This window comes from Clostridium peptidivorans, from assembly GCF_900205925.1.
Taxonomy (GTDB): domain Bacteria; phylum Bacillota; class Clostridia; order Clostridiales; family Clostridiaceae; genus Clostridium_AK; species Clostridium_AK peptidivorans.
The window spans coordinates 1-25,413 of sequence record NZ_OAOD01000011.1 but is presented as its reverse complement, the minus strand read 5'-3'; the positions used below and the strand labels follow the sequence as shown (position 1 = coordinate 25,413).

The 25,413-nt window shown below is 30.4% G+C and carries 24 protein-coding genes; 21 read left to right on the top strand and 3 right to left on the bottom strand.

Features of this window, described 5'->3' with window-relative positions:
* Nucleotides 1–22: 22 nt before the first annotated feature.
* Together CRN98_RS10335 and CRN98_RS10330 are read left to right on the top strand one after the other, a co-directional pair.
* Nucleotides 23–1,630 (top strand): putative polysaccharide biosynthesis protein, encoded by a 1,608-nt coding sequence (locus CRN98_RS10335; RefSeq protein WP_097027345.1) that lies wholly within the window; start codon nucleotides 23–25, stop codon nucleotides 1,628–1,630.
* 477 nt (nucleotides 1,631–2,107) lie between these two features.
* Entirely contained in the window at nucleotides 2,108–2,929 is an 822-nt protein-coding gene (locus CRN98_RS10330) for a DUF2785 domain-containing protein (protein WP_097027344.1), read from the top strand.
* Between the two features lie 226 nt (nucleotides 2,930–3,155).
* Here CRN98_RS10330 and CRN98_RS10325 read toward each other — a convergent pair whose 3' ends face one another.
* Complete coding sequence (locus CRN98_RS10325; protein ID WP_097027343.1) at nucleotides 3,156–3,710, bottom strand: flavin reductase family protein; 555 nt, start codon at nucleotides 3,708–3,710, stop codon at nucleotides 3,156–3,158.
* 312 nt (nucleotides 3,711–4,022) lie between these two features.
* Here CRN98_RS10325 and CRN98_RS10320 point away from each other — a divergent pair, with 312 nt between their 5' ends.
* The 5 genes from CRN98_RS10320 to CRN98_RS10300 all read left to right on the top strand — a co-directional run bounded on the left by CRN98_RS10320 (nucleotide 4,023) and on the right by CRN98_RS10300 (nucleotide 7,843).
* The gene (locus CRN98_RS10320; protein WP_097027342.1) at nucleotides 4,023–4,376 is read left to right on the top strand and encodes an acylphosphatase; all 354 of its coding nucleotides are present in this window, start codon (nucleotides 4,023–4,025) and stop codon (nucleotides 4,374–4,376) included.
* Nucleotides 4,377–5,510: 1,134 nt separating this feature from the next.
* On the top strand, nucleotides 5,511–5,891 hold the full coding sequence (locus CRN98_RS10315) for an ArsR/SmtB family transcription factor (protein WP_097027341.1): 381 nt from the start codon (nucleotides 5,511–5,513) through the stop codon (nucleotides 5,889–5,891).
* Nucleotides 5,869–6,360 (top strand): Csac_0668 family 2Fe-2S cluster-binding (seleno)protein, encoded by a 492-nt coding sequence (locus CRN98_RS10310; protein ID WP_097027340.1) that lies wholly within the window; start codon nucleotides 5,869–5,871, stop codon nucleotides 6,358–6,360. The genes CRN98_RS10315 and CRN98_RS10310 overlap by 23 nt, the downstream gene beginning before the upstream one ends.
* 159 nt (nucleotides 6,361–6,519) lie before the next feature.
* Nucleotides 6,520–6,996: a DUF3888 domain-containing protein gene (locus CRN98_RS10305; protein WP_097027339.1), complete on the top strand. Its 477-nt coding sequence runs from the start codon at nucleotides 6,520–6,522 to the stop codon at nucleotides 6,994–6,996.
* 544 nt (nucleotides 6,997–7,540) lie between these two features.
* On the top strand, nucleotides 7,541–7,843 hold the full coding sequence (locus CRN98_RS10300; RefSeq protein ID WP_097027338.1) for a hypothetical protein: 303 nt from the start codon (nucleotides 7,541–7,543) through the stop codon (nucleotides 7,841–7,843).
* Nucleotides 7,844–8,284: 441 nt separating this feature from the next.
* Here the strand turns inward: CRN98_RS10300 and spoVB are convergent, their stop codons facing one another.
* Entirely contained in the window at nucleotides 8,285–9,778 is a 1,494-nt protein-coding gene (gene spoVB / locus CRN98_RS10295) for a stage V sporulation protein B (RefSeq protein ID WP_097027337.1), read from the bottom strand.
* A gap of 137 nt (nucleotides 9,779–9,915) precedes the next feature.
* The gene (locus CRN98_RS10290; RefSeq protein ID WP_097027336.1) at nucleotides 9,916–11,157 is read right to left on the bottom strand and encodes a dicarboxylate/amino acid:cation symporter; all 1,242 of its coding nucleotides are present in this window, start codon (nucleotides 11,155–11,157) and stop codon (nucleotides 9,916–9,918) included.
* A 311-nt stretch (nucleotides 11,158–11,468) separates the two neighbouring features.
* Here CRN98_RS10290 and CRN98_RS10285 point away from each other — a divergent pair, with 311 nt between their 5' ends.
* The 14 genes from CRN98_RS10285 to CRN98_RS10220 all read left to right on the top strand — a co-directional run bounded on the left by CRN98_RS10285 (nucleotide 11,469) and on the right by CRN98_RS10220 (nucleotide 24,746).
* The gene (locus CRN98_RS10285; protein WP_097027335.1) at nucleotides 11,469–12,194 is read left to right on the top strand and encodes a zinc dependent phospholipase C family protein; all 726 of its coding nucleotides are present in this window, start codon (nucleotides 11,469–11,471) and stop codon (nucleotides 12,192–12,194) included.
* A gap of 117 nt (nucleotides 12,195–12,311) precedes the next feature.
* Entirely contained in the window at nucleotides 12,312–12,812 is a 501-nt protein-coding gene (locus tag CRN98_RS10280; protein ID WP_097027334.1) for a hypothetical protein, read from the top strand.
* Nucleotides 12,813–12,840: 28 nt separating this feature from the next.
* Nucleotides 12,841–14,535 (top strand): B12-binding domain-containing radical SAM protein, encoded by a 1,695-nt coding sequence (locus CRN98_RS10275; protein ID WP_097027333.1) that lies wholly within the window; start codon nucleotides 12,841–12,843, stop codon nucleotides 14,533–14,535.
* Nucleotides 14,536–14,840: 305 nt separating this feature from the next.
* A complete protein-coding gene (locus CRN98_RS10270) occupies nucleotides 14,841–15,167 on the top strand; it encodes an ATPase (RefSeq protein WP_097027332.1) in 327 nt (108 codons plus the stop codon).
* Nucleotides 15,154–17,115, top strand: coding sequence for a V-type ATP synthase subunit I (locus CRN98_RS10265; RefSeq protein WP_097027331.1), 1,962 nt, complete (start codon nucleotides 15,154–15,156; stop codon nucleotides 17,113–17,115). Before CRN98_RS10270 ends, CRN98_RS10265 begins: the two co-directional genes overlap by 14 nt.
* An 18-nt stretch (nucleotides 17,116–17,133) precedes the next feature.
* Nucleotides 17,134–17,604 carry a V-type ATP synthase subunit K gene (locus CRN98_RS10260; protein WP_097027433.1) on the top strand — a complete coding sequence of 157 codons (471 nt, stop codon included), beginning with the start codon at nucleotides 17,134–17,136 and terminating at the stop codon, nucleotides 17,602–17,604.
* Nucleotides 17,605–17,693: 89 nt separating this feature from the next.
* Complete coding sequence (locus CRN98_RS10255) at nucleotides 17,694–18,293, top strand: V-type ATP synthase subunit E (protein WP_097027330.1); 600 nt, start codon at nucleotides 17,694–17,696, stop codon at nucleotides 18,291–18,293.
* Nucleotides 18,294–18,304: 11 nt separating this feature from the next.
* Entirely contained in the window at nucleotides 18,305–19,306 is a 1,002-nt protein-coding gene (locus tag CRN98_RS10250; RefSeq protein WP_097027329.1) for a V-type ATP synthase subunit C, read from the top strand.
* Nucleotides 19,299–19,607, top strand: a complete 309-nt coding sequence (locus CRN98_RS10245; RefSeq protein WP_097027432.1) for a V-type ATP synthase subunit F — start codon at nucleotides 19,299–19,301, stop codon at nucleotides 19,605–19,607. Before CRN98_RS10250 ends, CRN98_RS10245 begins: the two co-directional genes overlap by 8 nt.
* Nucleotides 19,608–19,625: 18 nt before the next feature.
* The gene (locus CRN98_RS10240; RefSeq protein ID WP_097027328.1) at nucleotides 19,626–21,398 is read left to right on the top strand and encodes a V-type ATP synthase subunit A; all 1,773 of its coding nucleotides are present in this window, start codon (nucleotides 19,626–19,628) and stop codon (nucleotides 21,396–21,398) included.
* Nucleotides 21,391–22,782: a V-type ATP synthase subunit B gene (locus CRN98_RS10235; RefSeq protein ID WP_097027327.1), complete on the top strand. Its 1,392-nt coding sequence runs from the start codon at nucleotides 21,391–21,393 to the stop codon at nucleotides 22,780–22,782. Before CRN98_RS10240 ends, CRN98_RS10235 begins: the two co-directional genes overlap by 8 nt.
* Nucleotides 22,783–22,796: 14 nt before the next feature.
* Complete coding sequence (locus tag CRN98_RS10230; RefSeq protein ID WP_097027326.1) at nucleotides 22,797–23,441, top strand: V-type ATP synthase subunit D; 645 nt, start codon at nucleotides 22,797–22,799, stop codon at nucleotides 23,439–23,441.
* A 284-nt stretch (nucleotides 23,442–23,725) separates the two neighbouring features.
* Nucleotides 23,726–24,121 (top strand): hypothetical protein, encoded by a 396-nt coding sequence (locus CRN98_RS10225; RefSeq protein ID WP_097027325.1) that lies wholly within the window; start codon nucleotides 23,726–23,728, stop codon nucleotides 24,119–24,121.
* Nucleotides 24,122–24,248: 127 nt separating this feature from the next.
* The gene (locus tag CRN98_RS10220; protein ID WP_097027324.1) at nucleotides 24,249–24,746 is read left to right on the top strand and encodes an ECF transporter S component; all 498 of its coding nucleotides are present in this window, start codon (nucleotides 24,249–24,251) and stop codon (nucleotides 24,744–24,746) included.
* The last annotated feature ends 667 nt before the right edge of the window (nucleotides 24,747–25,413 follow it).

Sequence of the window (25,413 nt, the reverse complement as noted above, 5' to 3'; positions counted from 1 at the left end):
GTAAGGATAGGAGAAGTGAAATATGAAAGAGCAATCTACTGCTAAGGGTTTTGCAATACTTTCTGCAGCAGGAATGATAGTGAAAGTAATATCTCTTTTATACATACCTTTTTTAAGAGTAATAATAACTGATGAGGGATATGGAGTATATGGAGCAGCTTATTCTGTATATGTATTCATATTTGTTTTAACTAATTCAGGTATACCAGTTGCAATATCAAAGCTAATATCTGAACTTACTGCGGTAAAAAACTATAGGGATGCAGTAAGAAGTTTTAAGATAGCAAGATTTATATTACTTTTAATAGGGATAATAATGGCAGTATTAATGATAGTTTTAGCAAGGCCGTTAGCAGATTTGGTAAATTTCGAAAAAGCTTATTTATCAATAATAGCTTTAGCACCTTCTATATTATTTACGTCAATAGCCTCAGCATATAGAGGGTATTTTCAAGGATTACATAATATGACACCTACAGCGGTATCTCAAGTCATAGAACAAATAATAAATACTATTTTTTCATTAGTATTTGCAGTGTTCTTGGTAAAATATGGAATTGAAGCAGGGTGTGCAGGAGCAACAATAGGAACTTCCCTTGGAGCATTTATTTCTGCAGCTTATCTTATGTGGTATTATGAAAAACATAAGAAAATAAAGGTTCCTAAAGGATATATGGAAACAAATATAAAGAGACATAGCTCTAAGAGTATACTTAGGAAGATTATACATTATGGCCTTCCAATTACAGTATGTGTAGGAATGACTTATGCAGGGAATTTAGTTGATTTATCAAATACAAAGGCAAGGCTTATGGTTGGCGGAGTTTCTGAAGCTTACGCATCCACATTATATGGATACTTAGTTAAGTATCAGCAGCTTTTAAATGTGCCAATAGCTATTATATCATCTCTTGCAGCAGCAATACTCCCAGCTTTATCTGGAGCAGTAGCTGTGGAAGATAGAGATGGTGTAAAAAGTAAGATTAAGTATGCATTTAAAATGTGTTTTTTAATAGCTATTCCATCAGCATTTGGACTTTCTGTGTTAAGCGGTCAAATATTTGAAGTGCTTAGATTTGGACAAGGATCTTATTTAATGGCCTATGGCTCTGTGGTTCTTGTTCTGATGTCAATAATGCAAATTCAAACTACCATACTTCAAAGTATAGGTAAACTTTATACAGCTACTTTATATTCGTTTATAGGAATATTAGTTAAAGTCTTAGTAAACTATTTTTTAATAGCTATACCAAGCATAAATATTTTAGGGGCAATATATGGAAGTATTATTGGATATATAATTCCTATAATATTGAATCATTATATGCTTCAAAAATCCTTAAGATTAAAATTCAAATTTTTAAAACCAGCTCTAAAACCATTGGTAGCATCTGCATTTATGGGTGCTGTAGTATTTGTAGTATACATAAGTTTTTATAGTATTTTAAAGTTATTTGGGAATAATTATTTAGCAGTATCAATAAGTACGATAATATCAATAATAATTGGAGCATATTCTTATTTATTTGGATTAATTGTTACATTTGGAATTTCAAAGGAAGACTTTGATATATTGCCTAGAAAGGCTTTGAAACTTATACCTAATGTTTTACTTCAAAAAATAAAGTAGACGACATTTTTAATGTTGAAGCTAGTGTATAGGATTTGCATCTAGGAAAGCGTTCATTTTGCTAAAAAGGTCTAATATTTCTGCCCTTAAAATATCTAAACCTTCTAAACTCGCTCTGCTCAAACAATAGAAGGTTCCGAGCGATATTTTAAGTTCAGAAATAAAGACCTTTTAAAGCTCATTCAATGCTTTCTACGATGCAAATCCTATACTGCATTCAACATTAAAAATGTCTTTATTTTTTAACAATTGATACATCAACAAGAATAATTACTTTCTTAGTATTGTTGATACTATAATTAGCATACAAGTAAACTTACAATTTAGTGCACACTTGTAATTTAATGCGAAACAAAAATAGTTTTGATACAATATAGATAAATCAGAAGTTGTAGTGGAGATTATTTATATAACTTTATGAATCTATATCTTTAGAATAGAAACAGAGTTATCTAACCACAAATAGGGGGGAAGAGAATGACAGCGGAGACATTAAAACTTGAATTAACACAAATTAAAAAAGATAATTATGTGATTAACTGTGAGAACTTATATTATTCTTACGCATTGGATATGCTTAAACACATTGGAACAACGGATGCAACCCTGCGTGATGATTTAATTTATGATATTTTTGCAAAATGGGTTAATCAAAATCGGTTTTCTACTCAACAGATTCAAACTTTATTGGCAATCTGTATAGATAATCAGCATTTAATGAAGTGTGTTGGTGCTGAAAATGATGATACGGTTTTCGCTCGTACATTTTCTGCACTTATTATAGCTTTGATATTATATTCCCACAATCAAAAAAAATTTTTACCTCATAATGTAATTGTCGAAACGAAAAACATCATAATTGAGTACTATACTAAAGAGATGGATTTAAGAGGGTACATAGACAATAAGGGGTGGGCTCATTCAGCAGCACATGGCGCTGACGTAATTGATGAATTGGCACAATGTACTGTTCTCTGCAAAGAAGATTTGCAAAAGCTACTTATGACATTGCAGTTAAAAATATGCCAGGGAAAGTACGTATACATTGATGGAGAACCTGACCGGATAAGCGTTGCCGTGAGAAGTATTTTGATAAGAAACGAAATTGATGAATATGATATAGTGTTATGGTTGGAAAGTTTTAAAAAGTACAACTCTACGAGTAACTCGTCAATCGAATGCTATCATCAAAAAATTAATATTACGAATTTTTTAAAGAGTTTGTATTTTACTTTGAATGGTTCTATTCAAGATTTTATCATACTTGATAAAATTCAGGATTTAATTACTACTCTATAAAGTATTAATTTATCACATTCCCTTTTATTGTTAAGCTGTGAGTTTATATGTGAGATTATAAGCATAAAACAAAGCTAAACAATTCCAAGTTACCACAGAGTTACGCCATGTCACTCATGATAACTTTAAAATAGTGCTATTTTCTTAATGCGACATTATTGTCCACATATATGACAACAAATATAAAAGTCAAAAGGACTACCTTATAAGGATAGTCCTTATCTAATTATTTAGGTAGTATTTCTAAACCTGTTTTAAATAAAGTACCTACGTCTTTGCCTAAATCATAATAATTTAAGCCCATCATAATTAGTGGGTTAATTTTTAATGGGTCAGGTTTGTCATCTGTCAGACATTCCTCATTAATGTATACAGCCTCTATTTCTCCTAAAAACATTTGAAAATCAAAAACAGGAATGGTTTCGATAACTTTACATAGAAAATTCATCGTGCATTCTTCAGCCATTGGTGCTTTTCCAAGTTCATCATAAAACGATGTAAACAAATTAGATTTGTCTGTTTTATGCCCAGATACTATACCACAATAATCAGTCTTTTGAACCAAGTCAACAGAAGGTATGTTGACACTGAAGTAACCGTTTTCCTTAATACCTAAAGTTGTGTAGTGACTATCCTTAAGCGATACATATAGCACTGGCTTAAGGCTTACTACTCCGCATGCACCTACAGTAACATAATTAGGTTTCCCATTCACATCGGCTCCTACAAGTATAGTAGGAAACGGACCAAAAGGTCTGTTTTGTAATTTAATCTTTTTCAATTCAACACCTCTATTTCTTAATTTGCATGGCAGACAGCATTAATATTATAATGGTAATTCACAAAAAAACATAGACTTTTCTTTTCAATGAGTTATGCTACTGTAATAGTATGCCCTCAAGTCAATATGTTTATTGTCTTGTTTTTAATGTTGAATATATAGCATGAGATTTGCATTTAGGAAAGTGGTTCACTAAAAAACCACAGTTCTTATTTGTAAAAACAAACAAATTTACAATTAGTAGAGATTAGGATACAATATAAGATATTTTAAACAATAGAATGTCAATCTGAAAAAGGAGTACGTTGAAAAATGAACGTTTTTAAGAAATTAAGAGACGGTTATGTAATTAGTCATGCAAACCATATTAAGTTTCCTAAATTTAATTCAAGCAGTGTAACCAGAAAAAAAGTTACTTTTTCTGGAAGAGTACAAAAAGTAGGATTTCGATTGGAAATATATTGTATTGCTGAAAGAATGAAATTAACGGGATGGGTGAAAAACTTAGAAGATGGAAGTGTGGAAGCAGAATTACAAGGGGAAGAATCGCAAATTTATTTTCTAGTCAATTGCATGCAAGCATTAAAACGGGCATCTGTAAAGAAAATGACTATGATTGATGTGTCTATTTGTGATGGTGAGGAAAACTTTAAAATAGTGAGATAAAGTTCATGTAGTTTAAGCGACTTATTCCAAAAAGTTACGAGCTTGAATTAAGTAGTAAACCTAACTAAACCCTTGTGTCTATTCTACTATCTTACTTATCAAGCCTTACTTTCAACATCGGTAGTTCGTAATGTTCTTATAAAGCGAAACAAGGGGATCCAGATGGCTTCCCTTAAAAATTGATATATTTTTCTTCAGCAGTTTTAGTGATATTTTTAATATTGAATATATAGTATGAAATTTGCATTTAGGAAAGTGGTTCACTGCGAAAGGAAGCTCTAATATTTCTGACTTTAAATCACCTAAATTTTCTAAACTCGCTGTCGCTCAGACAGTAGAAAATTCTTAACGGTGTTTTAAAGTCAGAAATAAAGAGCTTCTATTTGCTTGTTCAATGCTTTCTACAATGCAAATCTCATTCTATATTCAACATTAAAAATATCACCTATATCTGCTAAAGGAGGAAATAGAGGTTATATTATAGTAAATGTTAAGTCTTTGATTTTGCATATTCAAAAACTATCGGCATTTCAGCAAGAATAATTGCCTTCCTATTTGGAAGAAATGCTTGTATTAGGTTCACAAGTAGGTTAGGTAGCGGAAGAAGTCAAAGAATTAATATTTGCCAAGGGGAAAATATGTCCTCATTATATTGTTGATATTATAATTGGCATACAAGTAAATTATAATTTAGTACACACTTGTAAAAAATTACGACCTATTAATCATAGCTAAAAGAGTTTTTATCATTAGCTATAGTTGTATTTTGGGCTAAATTGTGGCAATATAAACATATCAAAATATTTTGATATGTTTATATACTATAGGAGGACTTTATCAAAGAGAAATTGCTTTGTATTGCATCAACTGTAACATATTTTTTAGTAGCTATATGTTGAATGGGCATGGCATTATTACATTACTCGGTCTGAGTGGACTAGGCTTTGATTTGATATCGAGGGTTTCACCATATAGAAATATTTTTATTTTATGAACAATAATAATGCTTGGACTAGCTCATTATTTTATTATTAGAAGTAGCAAAGCTTCAAGAAATATTCGAATAATGGTCTGGATTTTTACAATAGTTTCTGTTGGACTGATTGTATATCCAATTCTATTTAGGAGGTAAATATGCAGACTAATGACGAACAAATAGAAATATATACAAAGTTTTTTCATGGATTATCAAATGCTACAAGATATAAAATTCTTCTTTCATTGATAAATGGAGAAAAAAGTGTTGGTGAATTAGTAGAAGACACTGGATGCTCTCAAAGTCTTATATCAATGCAACTAAAGTGCTTAAAATGGTGCAATTTTGTAAAAGCAACTAAAGAAGGAAAAAATATTTATTATTCTATTTCAGATAAAAGAATAATAGTTCTTGTTCAGTTAGGGCAATCCATAGCAGAAGGTAACACAAATAGGATATGTACTTGTGAAATATTAAAAAATGAAGGAATTAAGCCAGAGGAGGCAAAGAAGGTTAATGGAAAAGAAAACTCTAAATAAATCCTGTTGCGGAAGTAAAATAGAAACTACTAGGTTGGTAGAAAAAAATAGCTTATGTCCAGTATGTGGAGAGAATGGTACATTTGTAAAAAATATTACAGTAAAGCACATGGTACTTGACGAGTTAACAGAACAAGTTAGCAACAATGATTATTTCCTATGTATGAATGAGGAATGTGATGTTACTTATTATAATACAGAATCTAATACTAAATTTAATAAACAGCAAGTAAAAGTACCATTATGGTTTAAAAAAGATGCAAATCCTAAATATGCCTGTTATTGTAGTAAAGTAACAGAAGGTCAGGTTATAGATGCAGTACTAAAAGATGGTGCAACTGATATGAAAGATGTTTTAAAAATTACAGGAGCAATGAGCAAATCACAATGTCAAAAGAAAAATCCGTTAGGAAAATGTTGTCATCCAATGATTCAAGCTGCAATAGACAAAGCATTGTCCATGAAGTAAACAAAATTTAGTAGTTCACAATTTTCTCATCTTGTGAGTGCAAGAGTAAAAATATGCCGAATTAATAACAGGTGCAAATATTTTATGAAACAATTGCCAATCAGTAATTTTTATAAAAAGGGAATACTGTTATAAAAGTTACTGAGGAGGGTGTTATTAATGAAGAAAAAAATAATAATAGTATTTATGATAGGGGTATTAGTTTTCAGTCTATCATCTAACGGCTATGCTTATGTATGCGCAGATAGGATAAAGCCTTTAGTTAGCAACCCGTATATTCCACCAGAGAAATCACGAGAAGAATTATATCAAGACATTTTTATGACTTTACTTTTACCCTATATCCAAGATGAAGTAGATAAATACTACAAAGAATACTTAACTACATCGCCTACAGTAGCACCTTATGATGTTACTATATTAAAGGCTGATAGAGTGAATGGTTATAGAGGATTTGATTTTCGATTAAAAATAGAGTTACATCCATATGTAGGGCCACACCTTGATGTTGGAACTGATTATATTACTTTAAGGGTAAATCCAATTGATAATGTTAAAGTGGAGAAATTTGAACATATAAAAAGTTGGGAGTTGCCACCATACTATCAAAATGTTATAAAAAAGAAATTACCATAATTTAAACCTTAATATGTTCGCATTTTTCTTATAAAGCGAAACAAGGGAAGCTAGATGGCTTCCCTTAAAAATTGATATATTTTTCTTCAGCATTTTTAAGGATATTTTTAATATTGAATATATAGTATGAAATTTGCATTTAGGAAAGTGGTTCACTGCACAAAGAAGCTCTAATATTTCTGACTTTAAATCACCTAAATTTTCTAAACTCGCTGACGCTCAGACAGTAGAAAATTCTTAACGGTGTTTTAAAGTCAGAAATAAAGAGCTTCTATTTGCTTGTTCAATACTTTCTACAATGCAAATCTCATTCTATATTCAACATTAAAAATATCATCTATATCTGCTAAAGGAGGAAATAGAGGTTATATTATAGTAAATGTTAAGTCTTTGATTTTGCATATTCAAAAACTATCGGTATGTCAACAAGAACAATTGGTTTCTTAGTATTGCTGATATTATAATTAGCATACAAGTAAACTATAATTTAGTACACACTTGTAATATATTGTGTAGTAATGCTATTTGAAATGTGAGGTAACAAATGTTTAAAGAATATGATTTTAGCCCAGGTAAGGTTATCTTTAATAATTATGACATTGAAGAATCTGAGGTGTTAGACGAAAACAATATAAATCTTACTGAAGATATGCTTCAAGTGAAGTTTGGAAAAAACCTAGTTCTTGACGTAGGTTGGTATTCAGGAATAGGAAGATTTATAGTGTATATAATTAATCAATGTGATTGGGAACATCCTGTTCTTAGAGCAGAGGCAAAATCATATCATGATTTAAAGATAGCCTTAGATAATGCCATGATTTTATTAAAGGAACATTATAACAAATAAATTAAGTCGTAATGTTCTCATAAAGCGAAACAAGGGGATCCAGATGGCTTCCCTTAAAAATTGATATATTTTCAACACTAAAAATGTCTTTGCTTTAACAATTAATACATAAAATTTTTTATGGTGAAAGTTTGAAAGGTTACAGTTTTACGACCTACCGGTCTGCGGGCTTATCAGCCCTTCCTTCAGTCAGTAAACCTGAGTAATATTTCGAATATTGAATAATCATATGGGATTTACATTGTAGAAAGCATTGAGTAAGCACTAAAAGGTCTTTATTTCTGGAATTAAAATATCGTTAAGAACCTTCTATTGTTTGAGCAAAGCGAGTTTAGAAGGTTTAGATATTTTAATTTCAGAAATATTAGACCTTTTTTGCGAAACGAACGCTTTCCTAAATGTAAATCCCATACGATAGATTCAATATGTCGTAATTTCCTTTTATTGTTTGCAGAGTTTAAAATCAAAAAATATTAACAGAAAACCTGCAAGAGTTATAATTGGATATTTCATAGATAGAGTTTCAGGTAAAATGTTTTTTAAAATATTTAATATAAAATAAAACAATATGCAGAGAAGTATATCTACAACAAAATTATTTTTATTAAATTCAATATTTAGATGTTTTTTAATTTCATACATATTAACTATAAGTCCTATAGATGAAGTTATAATAAAGGTTATTACAAATCCATATATGTTAATAGAAGGTATACCTACAAAAATGTAAAGACTTACAAGTTCTATAAGAGATATAATAAGGGAGTTTCTAAGCAAAATACCTTGTTTTCCTAATCCATTTAATATACCATAGGTGGTTGTACTTACATAGACTAAGGGTGCAATTAAAGCAGAAATGGATATAAAACTACCTAAGTCTTGTCTTCTAAAAAGTAAGTTTCCCAGTTCGTTTGGAATAGTATTGCATATAATCAAGGTAGATAAGCCTAATAAAAGAGCTACTTTAAGTACACTCATAACCCTAGTTTCTGTACTCCAATAATCTTTATTGCTAATACTTTTAGATATGTCCGGAATAAGTATTGTAGAAACAGAGTTTATAACAACCATAGGGAAAAATATTATGCTTAAGCTCATTCCTGTAAATTTACCAATTAAGGACAATGCTGTACTATAATCCATTCCAGCAGCAATTAATCTTCTAGGAACTATTAAAGTAGAAACAGTAGAAAGTGCTGTAGATAAAAAGGCATTTAAACACAATGGGATAGATATAATAAGCACGTTGAACAGGAGTTGAGCTCTTCCTTCTGAAGGCTCAGTGTTACGATAAGGCTTTACTTTATGTATTTTATAACATATATATAGCAAAGCAGTGCTTATTCCTTCGCCAATTGCTAAAGCAACATATGCAAAAGTTACTTTGCTGGAAATATCGCTTGATAAAGCATAGGTACCAAATATAACTATTATAACTACTGTTCTTATAAACTTTTCGAATACATCTATATATGCAGGAAATTTAACCTTAGATATACCATAAAAATATCCTTTAAGTATTGAAGAAATTGCGATAAATAGCATTGCAGGACAAAGCACCTTTAGGGCATATAAGCTTCGACTGTCCTTTATTAAATAGGTACTTATATAGTTTGAGCTAACAAATACAATGCTTACAACTATAAGTGCCCATAAACTATCAAATGATAGGGTGGTATCGATGGTTTTATTTAGGTTTTTGAAGTCATGTTTACTGTAATATACTGCAGATACCTTAGAAATAGCAGTTACTAGACCACCTGAAATAATACATATAAATAAATTATATATAGGCATTATTAGCCCGTAAAGCCCCATACCTTCAGGCCCAATTTTACTTGATAGTATTATGGAAAATGTAAACCCTAGTATGCCCGTTGCTATATTAGCTGCTGTTAGCGTTAGGGTGTCCCTATAAAAAGTATCTTTTTTCATTCCTTATAACCTCAATATTATTAACATTAATAATTATTCCTAAGCATTAAGAAATATTCTTAATGCTTAGGAATAATTACTAAGGAATAAAAAATACTGTATTATAAAAAATTATAATACAGTATAAAAAATTACGCTTAACTTGCATCGGATAAGTTTTCTGATTCTCTAAGTCTATCTACAATTACGGCACAAGAAGCATCTCCAGTTATATTAACAGCGGTTCTAAGCATATCAAATATTCTGTCTACACCAAATAGTATAGGAAGTCCAACAACAGGAATGTTGGCAGCAAGTAGCACTGCAACAATTAATAAAGTTGGGCCTGGAACACCGGCTTGTCCTATGGAACCTATGGTAGCTGTAAATATTATTGCCATGTATTGAGAAGGTCCAAGGTCAATATTAAACATTTGGGCAAAGAAACAAGCAGCCAGTGAATAGTAAATTGCGTTTCCATCCATATTTATAGTAGCACCTAAAGGTAATACAAAGGAAGAAGTTTGTTTTGATACTCCGAGTTCTTGCTCACAAACTTCCATATTTAGAGGCAATGTTGCTATAGAGGAAGCTGTAGAAAGTGCAACTAATTGAGGCTTGTATATGGATGACCAAAACTTTTTTAATGGTACTGAAGAAAATAATTTTATGTTTAAAGAATAAATTCCGTAATTATGTACAATTAAAGCTAATACATATACGAAAAATAGATAAACTATTTTCTTTAATATATTATAACCGAATGTACCAGTGGCATCTGCCATTAATGCAAATACGCCAATTGGGGCTATATACATTACCTTCATAATTATAAAAATTAAAGCATCGTTAATATAAGTAAATGTCTTTACAATAAATGTTTTCTTTTCATTTTCCAAAGAAGAAATTCCAAAACCTAAAAATAAGCTGAAGAAAATAATTTGGAGTATGTTTCCTTCTACTAAGGCTTTAATTGGATTTTCAGGAATGATACCTTTTACAGTATCCCAAAATCCAGGTAGATTCCCCTTAGTCTCAAATTCATTAGAGAACATAGAACTAAGTGAGGATACATTGATACCTGCACCAGGCTTAAATAGTTCTCCAAACACAAGTCCTATAATAACAGCAACTAAAGTGGTAATCATATAGTAAGAAAAAGTTGCAATTCCTATTTTACCAGCAGATTTTGTATCACCTATAGAAGCGGCGCCAGTTATTATGGAAAAAGCTACTAATGGTACAACTACCATTTTAATAAGCGACATAAATATATCGCCTAAAGGTGCAAACATATGAGCGTTCTTACCCATAAGTAGACCTGTTAATACTCCTACAAACATAGCAATGATTATTAAAGCACCTAAATTTGTAAAGATGCTTTTCTTTTTAGTATTCATTTATAAGTCCTCCTAATACATAAACACATATTAATATTATAAGACATGTCTCGACATAATTTTAAAGCAAGGCATGAAAAAATGCAAGTAAAATAGAGGGTGAGTTCATTTGCTTTCACGGTATAAACTTCAAAAGTGTGCGTTGACAAATTATATATTATGGAAGATAATTTTATTTAGGAGAAAACTTATGGAATATTTTGATAAAATTTTAATTTATAGGTTTAATTAAAAATCTTTTGGAAATCCTATGCATGGGGCTTTAATATTAAGATAAAGAACAAATAATATAAAAGGAGTAGTTAGGTTATATGCAAAATAAAATTGAAAAAACTTATGGCGGTGCATTAAAAGGATTATTTTTTGCTGTAAATCCTTTGAAAAAAAAGGTGCTAAAGACTTATTGTACTGTCCATAAATTTATAAATATACAGGCATTAAGCATTTTAAAAAATGATGGATATGAAGAAGAGTTTGAATTCTTAAAAAAGTATATAAGTAGCATAAATGAAGGAGTTATGTGGGCAGATCAGGACTTTAAAAGCTCCAATCATTTTTTTGATTACAGGAAGGGTAAGGGGCTATTTGGATTCTCTAATGCTTTAGAAGAATGCAGGCGCTATCATTCAAGTGCATTAGAATATGTTGAGTCTGGAAACATGGAAAGAGCTATGTTTTATTTTGGAGCAGCCTGCCATTTAATACAAGATACTACAGTTCCGCAGCATGTAAATAATAAACTTTTAAAAAGCCATAGAAAATTTGAGCTCTGGATTATAAGTAAACTTATGAATGACTTCATCTTTGTAGCAGATAAGGGAGTAGTAAGATATAAATATATAGAAGATTATATAAAAAATAATTCTTTTATTGCTAACAACGCATATATAAAAAATATTCATATTAAAGATAGAGAGATAAGATATGGAAATATTGCAGCTATTTCTTTAAAAGAAGCACAAAGAACTACCGCAGGATTTATGTTGGATTTTTGTGATGAAATATCAAAAATAAAAGAAGATTATAAAGAAATTTAAAAAAGGCAGATTAAAAATCCTCTATTAGAGGATTTTTAATTTTTATAGAGAAGTATTATATATAAAATTGACAAGTCTTAGAGGTAAGAGGTATTCATCTTTGAAGGAGGTGGATATATGGAGAAAAATGTTACTTTACAATTAGAAGATGAATTATTTAATGGCAATTTATTGGACATTGGGATGTCCAACACAGGAATAATATATAATATGTTTAAGGAGTTTAATGTTAATCCTACCATAGAATATATAGATGGAAAATATGAAGAGAATAAAATAGAGGAAAAATATTATGATAACTGTGTAATGCTTTTTACTTTAAGTCAAGTTTATTTTGAAAGTAGCAGAAAGGAGCTTATAAAAAATATTAATAATTATTTAAAAGAAAAGGGTAAAATTTACATATGGGATGTAAATAAAGGTTATAATAAATTAGTGAATTTTAATATAAAAATTATTTCTTCTAAGACAAAGGAAAAAAAGATCATATTTAAAGATAATAAAATATTTATGAATTCAAATAAAAAGGCCACTTTAAAGATTTTAAGTGAATATTTTAACATAATAGAAGAAATAGAAGATGAAGATATATATTATATAAAAGCAGAAAAGAAATAATATAAATGGTTTGAAAGGAAAGTAAAGAATGAAAGTAATATTAGCGGCAGTAAATTCAAAATATATTCATAGTAATTTAGCAATAAGATATTTAAAAAATTACACAAAAGATTTAAATTATGAATGCATTTTACAAGAGTATTCGATAAACGATAGAGTAGAAAGAATAGTACAAAATATTATGAGAGAAAAACCAGATGTGGTTGGACTTTCTTGTTATATATGGAATATAGAATATGTACTACGAATTTCTAAGCTATTAAAGCTGATAGATAAAAATATAACTATCTTATTTGGCGGCCCTGAGGTTTCCTATGAAGAGGCTTCCTATGTAAAGGAAGATAATTGCGACTATATAATAGAAGGAGAAGGGGAGGAAACATATAGGGAGTTTATAGAATGCTTATTAAATAATAGACAGATTATGGACGTAAAAGGATTATACTTTAAGAATGAAGGAAGAAGTGTTTATACAGGTAAAAGAGAACTTATGGATATTAATAAAATAATATTTCCGTATGAGAAAGATGAAGATTTAAAAAATAAGATTGTGTATTATGAAGCATCAAGAGGATGTCCTTTTAACTGTAAGTACTGTTTGTCCTCAACCATTCATGGAGTAAGGTTCTTAAATCTTGAAAGAGTAAAAAATGAATTAAAATATTTTATAGATAATAAAGTTAAATTAGTAAAATTTGTGGATAGAACTTTTAACTGTAATCATACCTTTGCCTATTCAATATGGAAGTTCTTAATAGAAGAAGAAAGTGAAACTACTTTCCATTTTGAAATATCTGCAGATTTATTAACAAAGGATGAAATAGAGCTACTATCTAAAGCTCCTAAAAATAGATTTCAATTCGAAGTAGGGGTTCAAAGCACCAATAATCAAGTACTTAAAAATATAAATAGAACTGCAAATTTTGAAGATATAAAAGAAAAGGTAAATGAGCTTTTAAAAATTAAAAACATACAACAGCACTTAGACTTAATAGCAGGACTTCCTGAAGAGGATTTTGATTCATTTAAAAAATCATTTAATGACTTGCATTCTATAGAACCAGAAGAAATCCAGCTTGGATTTTTAAAACTTCTAAAAGGATCTTCTATGAGAGCAGAAGCGGATAAATGGGGCATGGTATATTCACCGTTTCCTCCCTACGAAATTTTAAAAACTAATCATATATCCTATGATGAATTGGTTAAACTTAAGATGGTAGAAGAGATGGTAGATAGATATTATAATTCAGGTAATTTTAATTTATCTATAAAGTATCTTTTATCAAAATTCGATAAACCTTTTGACTTATATTATTCGCTTAGTCAATTTTATTATTTACAGGGATACTTTGACAGAAATATATCATTTGTTGACTACTACAAAATTTTGATTTATTATAATGAAAGTATACTAAATTCAGACAGTTTTGTATTAAAGGAAATAATTAAATATGAGTTTTTATATCATACTAAAAAGAAATGGATACCTGATTTTTTAAATAAGACTTTAGATAAAGAGGAAGAAAAGATACTTAAAAGAGGAATACTAGAATCTGATTATATAAGTAATAACAGAGAAATAAATAATATTAGATTTGAAAAATTTTATATTGATATAATGGCACTCATAGAAGAAGGAAATGTATATAATAAAAAAACATATATAATGTTTGATGATAAAAACAATCTTGTTAAGGATGTTACATCTTTAATAGAGTTATAAATTTTAAAGATAAATTTCAAATTTTTAACAAAAGTAAAAATATTTTATTAAATATACTAAAAAGGTATAGTTTATTTTTTTATTATATGGTATTATATAAAAAAAAGAAACAGGTACATAAAATATCCTTATATGTAAAATTTATAAATAATTTGTAAAAACTATTGACTAAAATAATGAAAGATGTAGAATGTTATTATTAGACATTCCCCTAGGGGGTATATCTAATAATAACATTTTACATAGTAAAATTTTTAGAATCTAGTTTAATATACTCTTATTATAAACTTAAGGAGGTGATTTAGTTGGCATTAGAAGCTGTGAAAGATATAAAAAATGCAGAATCAAAAGCAGAAGGAATTATTAAAGAAGCTCAATTACAAAGTACTGAAATCATAAAAAATGCTGAGTTAAGAGCCAATGAGTCATATAAACAAATTATTAAAGATGCAAATGATGAAGCAAAGAAAATAATAAATGAAGCTATAGCAAAAGCTGAAGCAGAAAGTAATATTGTTTTAGAAAAAGGTATGAAAGATATAGAAAATATTGTCCAAAACTCTCGAGATAAAAAGGAAAAAGTAATAAATTTAATAGTAGAGAGGATAGTGAAGGCTAATGGCAATAGTTAAAATGAATAAGTTCTCTTTGCTTGTTTTTGAAAGGGATAAAGATAAGCTATTAAAAAATATTCAAGACTTTGCAGAAGTTCAATTTATAGACCTCCAAGAAAATTATGAGGAATATACTGAGGAAGGCCTTCTTAAAGTTTCTGAAAATAAGAAAATATCTCATTTAGAAAGTCAAAAGGCAAAGGTGAAGTTTTCAATAGAGATTTTGCAAAAATATGGAGCAAAATTTGGTGGCTTTAAAGATATCATAAAAGAAAAAAGAATAGTAAGTTATAATGAATTTGAAGATTTAATTAAAGATATAAACTGGAAAGAGATATATGATAGTATAAAAGAAAAGGAAGATAAAATAAATTATCTGATAAATGAAAATTCAAAGCTGCAGTCAGATATCGATAATTTAATTCCGTGGAGAAATTTAGATATATCTACCAAGGAATTGGATTCCTTAAAAACAGTTAAATATGTATTAGGCTCTGCTCCAAAAGCATTAAAGGAAAAATTAAGAGAAGAAGTTGAAAGTAAGGTAAAAGAAAATTACATTGAAGAACTAAGTGAAATAAAAAATGATGCAAACTACTTAATTATATTTAAAAACGATAGTATAGAAGAAATAAACGAAATATTGAAAAAATATAGTTTTAGTAAAGTGAATTTAAATTATGATGAAGCTCCATATAAATTAATTGATAAATATGAGAAAAATATTAAAGAAAATAGTTTGCAAAGAGGAAAGTTAATAGATGAAATAATGGGATATAAAGAAACTATAGAGGATTTAAATATATCCTATGAATACTATGAAAATGAGATTGCTAAAATCAAATCAAATAATAATTTTCTTAAAACGAATACTATGGTAGCCATTGAAGGATGGATGCCAGAGGGAAAGAAAGATGATTTAGTAGGTGTTATAAAAACTAACATAGGAAATGACTACTACATAAAGTTTACAGAACCTTCTGAAGATGACGATGTACCTATATTACTCGAAAATAATGGTTTGGCGGAACCTTTTGAATCAATTACTTCTATGTATAGTCTTCCAAAATACAATGAAATAGATCCAACACCACTATTAATGCCATTTTATCTTTTATTCTTTGGAATGATGCTTTCAGATGCAGGGTACGGAGCATTAATGCTCATAGTTACAGCTGTGGCCTTGAAAATATTGCCTAAGGATTATGAAAATAGAAAAATGATTAAGCTGTTTTTTTATTTGAGTTTCCCAACAATTTTATGGGGAGTACTATATGGCAGTTATTTCACAGGAGCCATAAATATACCACCATTATGGTTAAAACCAGAAGAAAATGCTAATTTAATACTTTTTGTTTCAATTGCATTTGGACTTATACATGTCTATATTGGGCTTGGAATAAAGGGATATTTACTAATAAGAAATGGGAAATATTTAGATGCATTTTATGATGTAGGATTATGGTTTATTACTCTTACTACTGTAATAGTATATTTAGCTGGAAGCTTTGCGAATATTACGGCATTACAGGGAAGTTTAAATATTATAAAATACATTATGTTTGCAGGAATGATTGGACTTATTCTTACTCAAGGCAGGGAGAATAAGAGTATTGGAGCAAAACTTGGAGCAGGATTATATGGACTTTATGGCATAACAGGATATATAGGAGATTTTGTTTCCTATTCAAGACTTATGGCATTAGGACTTGCTACAGGATTTATAGGAGGAGCTATAAATCTTATAATAGATTTCTTAGGTGGAGGAGTTAAAGCTTGGATATTTGGACCTATTATATTTATAGCAGGACATATATTTAATTTGCTCATAAATGCACTAGGCGCTTATGTGCACACTAGCAGATTACAGTATGTAGAATATTTCGGTAAGTTTTATGAAGGAGGAGGAAATTCCTTCGATCCTTTAAAATATAAAAATAAATATATTAAAATCAAGACAGAATAGGGAGGAAAAATAATGAACATGAATACTTTCTTTAGTTTCTTTTTACAAAATGGTGGAGTTGCATTAGCAGCATTAGGAGTAGCACTTGCTACTATACTTCCAGGAATAGGATCTGCAAGAGGAGTTGGCCTTGTGGGAGAAACTGCAGCAGGACTTCTTACAGAGGAACCAGAAAAGTTTGGTAAAGCACTTATACTACAATTACTACCAGGAACTCAGGGTTTATATGGATTCGTTATAGCTTTTATGGCAATGGGAAAAATTGCTACAGGAATGGAACTTGCATCAGGATTTAGTATATTACTTGCATGTTTACCAGTAGCTTTTGTAGGATGGAAATCAGCTATTTCACAGGCAAAAGTAGCAGCTTCAGGTATATCAATACTCGCTAAAAAGCCTGATCACAATACTAAAGGTATAGTTTTAGCTGTTATGGTTGAAACTTATGCACTTTTAGGATTCGTTATGTCAGTGTTAATGCTTAGATAATTTCAAGCAAAGAATTTTAAATAAAGTGACATATATTAATCTATGAGAAAATCAAAGATTTGGATAAATCCTGCAAGGGAGTGAAAAGGATGACTAATCTAGAAAATCTAACTTCTAAAATAATAAAAGAAGCAGAAAATAAAAAGAATTCTATATTGGAAGAAGCTCATAAAATTGAGCAAGATACAATTATAAGAAAAGAAGAAGAAGCTAATATAAAAAAGCTTGAAATACTTCAGAAAGCTCAAGAGGAATCTAAAACTAGAGCAGAAAGAGTTATTTCTAATGGAGCTCTTAAGGTAAGAAATAAAAAGTTGGAAGCAAAACAAAATATGATAGATGAAGTTTTTAATGAGTCATTAGAAAAGCTTAAAAACTTACCCAAAAATGATTATGTTAGTTTTATAGAAAAAAGTATTGCTCAGTATGCGGTATATGGAGATGAGGAAGTAATTATATCTTCAAGAGATGTAAATATAATAACTCAAGAATTAATAAACAAAATAAATATGAACCTCATCAGTATGGGCAGGAATGGTAACTTAAAGTTAAGTACACAAAAGAGAAATATAATAGGCGGATATATACTTGCTAAAAATGGAGTAGAAGTAAATAACAGCTTTGAAGCCTTAGTAAGTATAAAAAGAGATGAACTTGAAGAAGAAGTAATAAACCTATTATTTGGTTAAGGAGGTTTATTGTGAATAATTTAGATTTTGCACATGCAATAGGTAGAATTAGAGTATTAGAAACCAGATTCATTGATAAATCAAGAATAGATAGAATGATAGAAAGTTCATCTCCTGAAGCTGCTTTCAAAGTGCTTCAAGAAACGGATTATTCAAATTCTATGATGGGAGTTAAAAGAGTAGAAGATTATGAAATCATACTTAGCAATGAACTTGACAGAGCCTACTTGCTTATGTATGAGATTTCACCTAGCAAGTCATTAATTGATATATTTGCATTAAAGTATGATTATCATAATATAAAGGTTCTTTTAAAAGCCAAGGCATTGAAACAAGATTTTGACAATTTAACTATTTCCTCAGGCACTGTGAGTGTAGATAAACTAAAACAATATATTGACACTGGAGACTATAGAGAACTTGATAATATAATGAGAAAAGGAATAGAAAGAGCAGAAGAGGCTTTGTTTTCAAAAGATAATCCTCAGCAAATGGATATTATTTTAGATAAGTCCATGTTTGAACATATGTTATATAAAGCTGAAGAGTCAAAGGAATCTTTTATAATAGGTTATATAAAAAACTTAATAGACTTTAATAATATAAAAATGTTTTTAAGAATAAGAAAACAAAAGCAAGATAGAAAATTTTTAGAAGAAGCCCTTATCTCAGGAGGTTATATTGAAAATTCTATATTAACTAATTCTTTAAATGATTCTATAGAAAACATATATACGAAACTTTTAGGCACCAGGTATGAAAAAGTATTTAAAGCAAGTATAGATGCTTTTGCTGATAACGGAAATTTAGGATACTTAGAAAAGACTATGGATAATTACCTTACTGATTATCTTAAGAAAAGTAAGTATGTAAGTTTTGGAGCGGAACCAATAATTTCTTATATATTAGCTAAAGAAACAGAAATAAAAATTATAAGAATGATTATGGTATCAAAACTCAATAATATATCACCAGATATTATAAAAGAAAGGCTGCGTGATGTTTATGTATAAGATAGGTGTAGTAGGAGATAAAGACTCTATACTTGCATTTAAGGCTATTGGTATAGATGTTTTTCCTGTATTAGATTCAGATGAAGCTAGAAAAATTGTAGATACATTAGCAGCTAAAAAATATGGAGTTATTTTTATAACAGAGCAGATAGCTAAAGATTTGGATGAGACTATAGAAAGATACAATAGAGAATTACTTCCTGCCATTATCCTTATTCCTAATAATCAGGGTACCTTAAATATTGGGATGCAGAGGATTAGCGATAATGTAGAAAAAGCAGTGGGAGTGAATATTTTATAGGAAAGTAGGTAGGTAGGCTTGAAGACTGGAAAAGTTGTAAAAGTTTCAGGACCTTTAGTTCTTGCTGAAGGCATGGAAGAAGCAAACTTATTTGACGTAGTTAGAGTTGGGAATGAGCGTCTTATAGGTGAAATAATAGAAATGAGAGGCGACAAAGCTTCTATTCAGGTATATGAAGAAACTTCAGGATTAGGGCCAGGCGCACCAGTGGTTACTACAGGAGCTCCTTTAAGTGTTGAATTAGGTCCAGGTCTTATAGAAGCAATGTTTGATGGAATACAAAGGCCTCTTAATGCTATAGAAGAACAAGCAGGAGCATTCTTAGCTAGAGGAGTAGAAGTGCCTGCACTGGATAGAAAAAAGGTTTGGCATTTTACCCCTGTTAAAACTATTGGAGATGAAGTAGAGGCGGGAGATATAGTAGGAGTTGTACAGGAAACTTCTATTATAGAACATAAAATAATGGTGCCTTATGGAATTAAAGGTAATATAGTTTCCTTAAATGAGGGAGATTATACTATCATAGATAAAATAGGTGAAATCCAAACAGAAAATGGCGTTGTAGATTTAACTATGATGCAAAAATGGCCGGTTAGAAGAGGAAGACCTTATGCTAGAAAATTAAACCCTTCAGCACCAATGATAACAGGTCAAAGAGTAATAGATACTTTTTTCCCTGTAACTAAAGGGGGAACAGCTTGTGTACCAGGTCCTTTCGGAAGTGGTAAAACAGTTGTACAGCATCAATTGGCAAAATGGGCAGATGCACAAATGGTTGTGTACATAGGATGTGGAGAACGTGGAAATGAAATGACAGACGTTTTAAATGAATTTCCAGAGTTAAAAGATCCAAAAACTGGAGAACCATTAATGAAAAGAACAGTTCTTATTGCCAATACATCTAATATGCCTGTTGCAGCGAGAGAAGCTTCTATATATACAGGTATAACTATAGGTGAATATTTTAGAGATATGGGATACTCCATAGCTTTAATGGCAGACTCAACTTCTAGATGGGCAGAAGCTTTAAGAGAAATGTCAGGAAGACTTGAGGAAATGCCAGGCGATGAAGGATATCCAGCTTATTTAGGCTCACGACTTGCAGAATTCTACGAAAGAGCAGGTAATGTTATTTGTCTTGGTAAAGACGGTAGAGAAGGAGCTCTTACAGCTATAGGGGCAGTATCTCCACCAGGAGGAGATATTTCAGAACCTGTTACACAATCAACTCTTAGAATAGTTAAGGTGTTTTGGGGATTGGATTCCCAATTAGCATATAGAAGACATTTCCCAGCTATAAATTGGTTAAGTTCTTATTCTTTATATATGGATAGAGTGGGAACATGGCTAGATGAAAATGTAGCAGAAGACTGGACAGAGCTAAGAACTAAAGCTATGTCACTACTTCAAGAGGAATCTAGCTTAGAAGAAATAGTAAGACTTGTTGGAATAGATGCCCTGTCTGAATCCGATAGATTAAAGCTAGAAACAGCAAGATCTATAAGAGAAGATTATCTTCAGCAAAACGCTTTCCATGATGCAGATACTTATGCATCATTAAATAAGCAGTATAAGATGTTAAAGTTAGTACTGCAATTTGGTGATGAAGCACAAAGAGCATTAAAAGCAGGAGTGTATTTAAAGAATATATTAAATCTTGAAATAAGAGATAAAATAGCAAGATCTAAGTATATAACAGAGGAAAACATAGGAAAAATTGATGACATCTCTAAAGAGTTAATCTCTGCTATGGATGATCTTATCAGCAAAGGAGGAATTTTAGATGCTTAGAGAATATAGAACTGTAAAAGAAGTAGTAGGACCTTTGATGCTGGTAGATGGTGTAGAAAATGTTACTTATGATGAGCTAGTGGAAATACAAATGCATACAGGAGAAATAAGAAGAGGTAAAGTACTTGAAATAAATGAAGACAAAGCATTGGTGCAGTTATTTGAAGGTTCTTCAGGTATAAACTTAAAGGGAAGTAAGGTAAGATTTTTAGGAAAGCCTCTTCAAATAGGCGTATCTGAAGATATGTTAGGTAGAGTATTTGACGGACTTGGAAGACCTAAAGATAATGGTCCTAAAATAATACCAGATGCAAGAAATGATATAAATGGGATACCTATAAATCCTGTTTCAAGAAACTATCCATCTGAATTTATTCAAACTGGTATATCTGCTATAGATGGATTAAACACTTTAGTAAGAGGACAAAAACTTCCAGTGTTTTCAGCTTCTGGACTTCCACATTCAGATTTAGCTGCACAAATAGCAAGACAGGCAAAGGTGCTTGGTTCTGAATCTAAGTTTGCCGTTGTGTTTGCAGCTATTGGTATAACATTTGAAGAAGCCCAATTCTTTGTAGATGAGTTTACAAAGACAGGTGCTATAGATAGATCAGTACTTTTTATGAATCTAGCTAATGACCCTGCAATTGAAAGAATTGCTACACCAAGAATGGCACTTACTACTGCAGAATATTTAGCTTATGAGAAGGGTATGCATGTACTTGTAATAATGACAGATATAACAAACTACTGTGAGGCTCTTCGTGAAGTTTCTGCAGCAAGAAAAGAAGTACCAGGAAGACGTGGATATCCAGGATACTTGTATACAGACTTAGCAACACTTTATGAAAGAGCAGGTAGAATAAAAGGCAGTGAAGGTTCAATAACGCAAATTCCTATACTGACTATGCCTGAAGATGATAAAACCCATCCAATTCCTGACTTAACAGGATATATAACAGAAGGACAGATAATATTAAGTCGTGAACTTTATAAAAAAGGAGTTATGCCTCCAATAGATGTACTTCCATCCCTGTCAAGATTAAAGGATAAAGGTATTGGAAAAGATAAAACTAGAGAAGATCATGCAGACACAATGAACCAGTTGTTCTCTGCATATGCTCAAGGTAAGCAAGCAAAGGAATTATCTGTAATACTTGGTGAATCAGCACTTTCAGATACTGATAAGTCATTTGCTAAGTTTGCGGATGGATTTGAAAAGGAATATGTATCTCAAGGATTTTATGCAAATAGAACCATAGAGGAAACATTAAATTTAGGATGGAAGCTGTTATCCATACTTCCAAAAGGTGAGCTTAAGAGAATTAGAGATGAATATCTTGAAAAGTATTTACCGAGCAAAGAAAATAAAGTAGAAGAATAGAGGAATGATAACTTATGAGATTAAATGTCAATCCTACTAGAATGGAGCTCACCACATTAAAAAAGAGATTGGTAACAGCAACCAGAGGACATAAGCTTTTAAAAGATAAGCAAGATGAACTTATGAGAAGATTTATAGAGCTTGTGAAATATAATAATGAGTTAAGGAAAAGTGTAGAAGAAGAACTTCAAAAATCACTAAAGAATTTTGTGATGGCAAGAGCTGTGATGTCTTCAGAGTTTCTTGAGGAAGCAATAGCTTATCCTATGGAAAGTATTTCCTTAGAAATAGAGCGCAAAAATATAATGAGTGTTAACGTGCCTGTAATGAAGTTTAAAAGAAAAATGGAAAGTCAAGAAGGTAGTATATATCCTTATGGTTTTGCCAATACATCTGCAGAGCTCGATATAGCTATAGAAAAATTATATTTAATACTTCCTAAGCTTTTAGAGCTTGCAGAAGTAGAAAAAACATGTCAGCTTATGGCAGATGAGATAGAAAAGACTAGAAGAAGAGTTAATGCTCTAGAATATAGAACTATACCTGATTTACATGAAACCATTAAATATATACGTATGAAACTTGATGAAAATGAAAGAAGTAATTTAACAAGACTTATGAAAGTAAAGAGTATGATGGAAGAAAAAAGTGGATTATAATGCAATATCAATTTATAAAAACACACATGTTATAGAATATCATGTGTGTTTTTTAATGATGATTTTTTTAATATTGTTGCAAAAATATTAATTTAAGATAAAAGTGATGTTTAAAATTCTTAAAATAATATTTATAGAATATAATAATATTAAACGCGAAAATAAGTTAGAATTTTAAGTTTAATAAAAATATTAAGAAAATTTCAACAAAATTATTGACAATTATTTAACAAGAGTTGTATAATATAATTACATTATAAATTAATTCACAGGGGGGATTCCAGATGGTTGTAGACAAGGTTAAATCATGCATGATAGGGGAAAGTATTTTTAAAATAGGAGATCATACTACATTAGCTCAAGGATGGGGAAGGTATAAAGAGGAGTTAACTATAGAAGAGAGCATGAATTTAAAAATAGTTGATATATACTCCATTACAGAAGAGGGAAGACTTCCACAGTTTGAAGCATTGGTAAAAACTAATAAAGGAAATATGCTCAAAATAAAAGTTGAAGATTTACATGATGTAAGAAATACTCGTGAAAATCATGAAGAACTTAACAGGATAGGTTATGATTTTAATGAAGGCTGTATATACTGTAAAGGTTATGAAGAAGAAGATGGTAATTGGAGATTTTTTAATATTGGAGTTAAAAGTATAGAAGAATGCAATGCGTAATATTATGGTTAGGTGAATTTTCGCCTAACCATTTGTTTTTTAAAAATTTTAACAGATGATATTTACAAGTACAAACCTCTAGTGTATACTGATGTATATACACTAGTATACAAACGGAGGGATCAATATGAATCTTAAAAACTTAGTTTATGCAGCACTACTTACTGCACTTGCTATTGTAATACCTATTTCTTTTGGAGTACTTGCTGTAAATGTAGGACCATTTTCAGCCACACTAGGATCTCATGTTCCAATGTTTTTGGCTATGTTTTTAGGACCTGTGCCAGCGGCTATGGTTGGAATAGGGTCAGCAATAGGATTTTTGATTACTAAAGGCGCGGTCGTAGCAGCCAGAGCTTTTATGCATACATTTGTAGGAATGTTTGGAGCTTATCTTCTTAAAAAGGGAGTTTCATATACAAAAGTTGTAGCAATTACAGCTCCAGTTCATGGAATATTGGAAGCTTTAGTAGTTATTCCATTTGGATTTACAATGGAAAAAATACTTATAGTTGTAGGAGTAGGAACAATACTTCATCATATAGTAGATGGTGTAATAGCATTTTCTGTAGTAAAGATATTATCTAAGGCAGGAAACTTCTCATCAGTAAAAGCAACTCATTAAAAGGATATTACGACGTTTTTAATGCTCTGGGTCGTATAGAATTTTCATCTAGGAAGGCGTTCATTTCGCCGAGAACGGCTGATATTTATAAATTTAAAATCCCTAAGCCGCCTAAACTCGCTGTCGCTCAGACAGTAGGCTGCTCTTAACGGTGTTTTAAATTTATAAATAAAGCCGTTCTAAGGCTCATTCAATGCCTTCTACGATGAAAATTCTATGCTCCCAGAGCATTAAAAATGTCTTCATACTCACCGACTGAAGGAGGAAATTCAGTGAACTGAATTTCTAAAATATTTTAGAACTTAGCACATAAAGATCTTTTAGGGCGGCAGCCCTGGAGGTTACAAGAACTTGTACGGAATAAATGAAAAAATTTAACTTATAAATTAAAGATATGGGAATATGATAAAAGATTCTTGATAAAAAATAGAATGATTAGTATTTTACGACCTATCGGTCTGCGGGCCTACCAGCCCTTTGATAAGTATCCATTTAAAAGGAATTTTCGCCAAAGCGAAATTCCTTCCTTCAGTCAGTTAGCATGAGTCATATTTTTAATGTTGAACACAAGTATGGAATTTGCATTGTAGAAAGCATTGAGCAAGCAATTAAAAGCTCTTTATTTCTGATTTTAAGGTGCCGTATAGAGCCTTCTACTGTTTGAGCC

Excerpts from the sequence above, each read along its gene's own strand:
- CRN98_RS10245 (WP_097027432.1), top strand. The coding sequence starts at position 19,299 with ATGTATAAGATAGGTGTAGTAGGAGATAAAGACTCTATACTTGCATTT.
- CRN98_RS10255 (WP_097027330.1), top strand. The coding sequence starts at position 17,694 with ATGACTAATCTAGAAAATCTAACTTCTAAAATAATAAAAGAAGCAGAA.
- CRN98_RS10310 (WP_097027340.1), top strand. The coding sequence starts at position 5,869 with ATGGAAAAGAAAACTCTAAATAAATCCTGTTGCGGAAGTAAAATAGAA.
- CRN98_RS10335 (WP_097027345.1), top strand. The coding sequence starts at position 23 with ATGAAAGAGCAATCTACTGCTAAGGGTTTTGCAATACTTTCTGCAGCA.
- CRN98_RS10260 (WP_097027433.1), top strand. The coding sequence starts at position 17,134 with ATGAATACTTTCTTTAGTTTCTTTTTACAAAATGGTGGAGTTGCATTA.
- CRN98_RS10315 (WP_097027341.1), top strand. The coding sequence starts at position 5,511 with ATGCAGACTAATGACGAACAAATAGAAATATATACAAAGTTTTTTCAT.
- CRN98_RS10225 (WP_097027325.1), top strand. The coding sequence starts at position 23,726 with ATGGTTGTAGACAAGGTTAAATCATGCATGATAGGGGAAAGTATTTTT.
- CRN98_RS10305 (WP_097027339.1), top strand. The coding sequence starts at position 6,520 with ATGAAGAAAAAAATAATAATAGTATTTATGATAGGGGTATTAGTTTTC.
- CRN98_RS10230 (WP_097027326.1), top strand. The coding sequence starts at position 22,797 with ATGAGATTAAATGTCAATCCTACTAGAATGGAGCTCACCACATTAAAA.
- spoVB (WP_097027337.1), bottom strand. The coding sequence starts at position 9,778 with ATGAAAAAAGATACTTTTTATAGGGACACCCTAACGCTAACAGCAGCT.
- CRN98_RS10285 (WP_097027335.1), top strand. The coding sequence starts at position 11,469 with ATGCAAAATAAAATTGAAAAAACTTATGGCGGTGCATTAAAAGGATTA.
- CRN98_RS10300 (WP_097027338.1), top strand. The coding sequence starts at position 7,541 with ATGTTTAAAGAATATGATTTTAGCCCAGGTAAGGTTATCTTTAATAAT.
- CRN98_RS10280 (WP_097027334.1), top strand. The coding sequence starts at position 12,312 with ATGGAGAAAAATGTTACTTTACAATTAGAAGATGAATTATTTAATGGC.
- CRN98_RS10320 (WP_097027342.1), top strand. The coding sequence starts at position 4,023 with ATGAACGTTTTTAAGAAATTAAGAGACGGTTATGTAATTAGTCATGCA.
- CRN98_RS10235 (WP_097027327.1), top strand. The coding sequence starts at position 21,391 with ATGCTTAGAGAATATAGAACTGTAAAAGAAGTAGTAGGACCTTTGATG.
- CRN98_RS10275 (WP_097027333.1), top strand. The coding sequence starts at position 12,841 with ATGAAAGTAATATTAGCGGCAGTAAATTCAAAATATATTCATAGTAAT.
- CRN98_RS10220 (WP_097027324.1), top strand. The coding sequence starts at position 24,249 with ATGAATCTTAAAAACTTAGTTTATGCAGCACTACTTACTGCACTTGCT.
- CRN98_RS10330 (WP_097027344.1), top strand. The coding sequence starts at position 2,108 with ATGACAGCGGAGACATTAAAACTTGAATTAACACAAATTAAAAAAGAT.
- CRN98_RS10265 (WP_097027331.1), top strand. The coding sequence starts at position 15,154 with ATGGCAATAGTTAAAATGAATAAGTTCTCTTTGCTTGTTTTTGAAAGG.
- CRN98_RS10290 (WP_097027336.1), bottom strand. The coding sequence starts at position 11,157 with ATGAATACTAAAAAGAAAAGCATCTTTACAAATTTAGGTGCTTTAATA.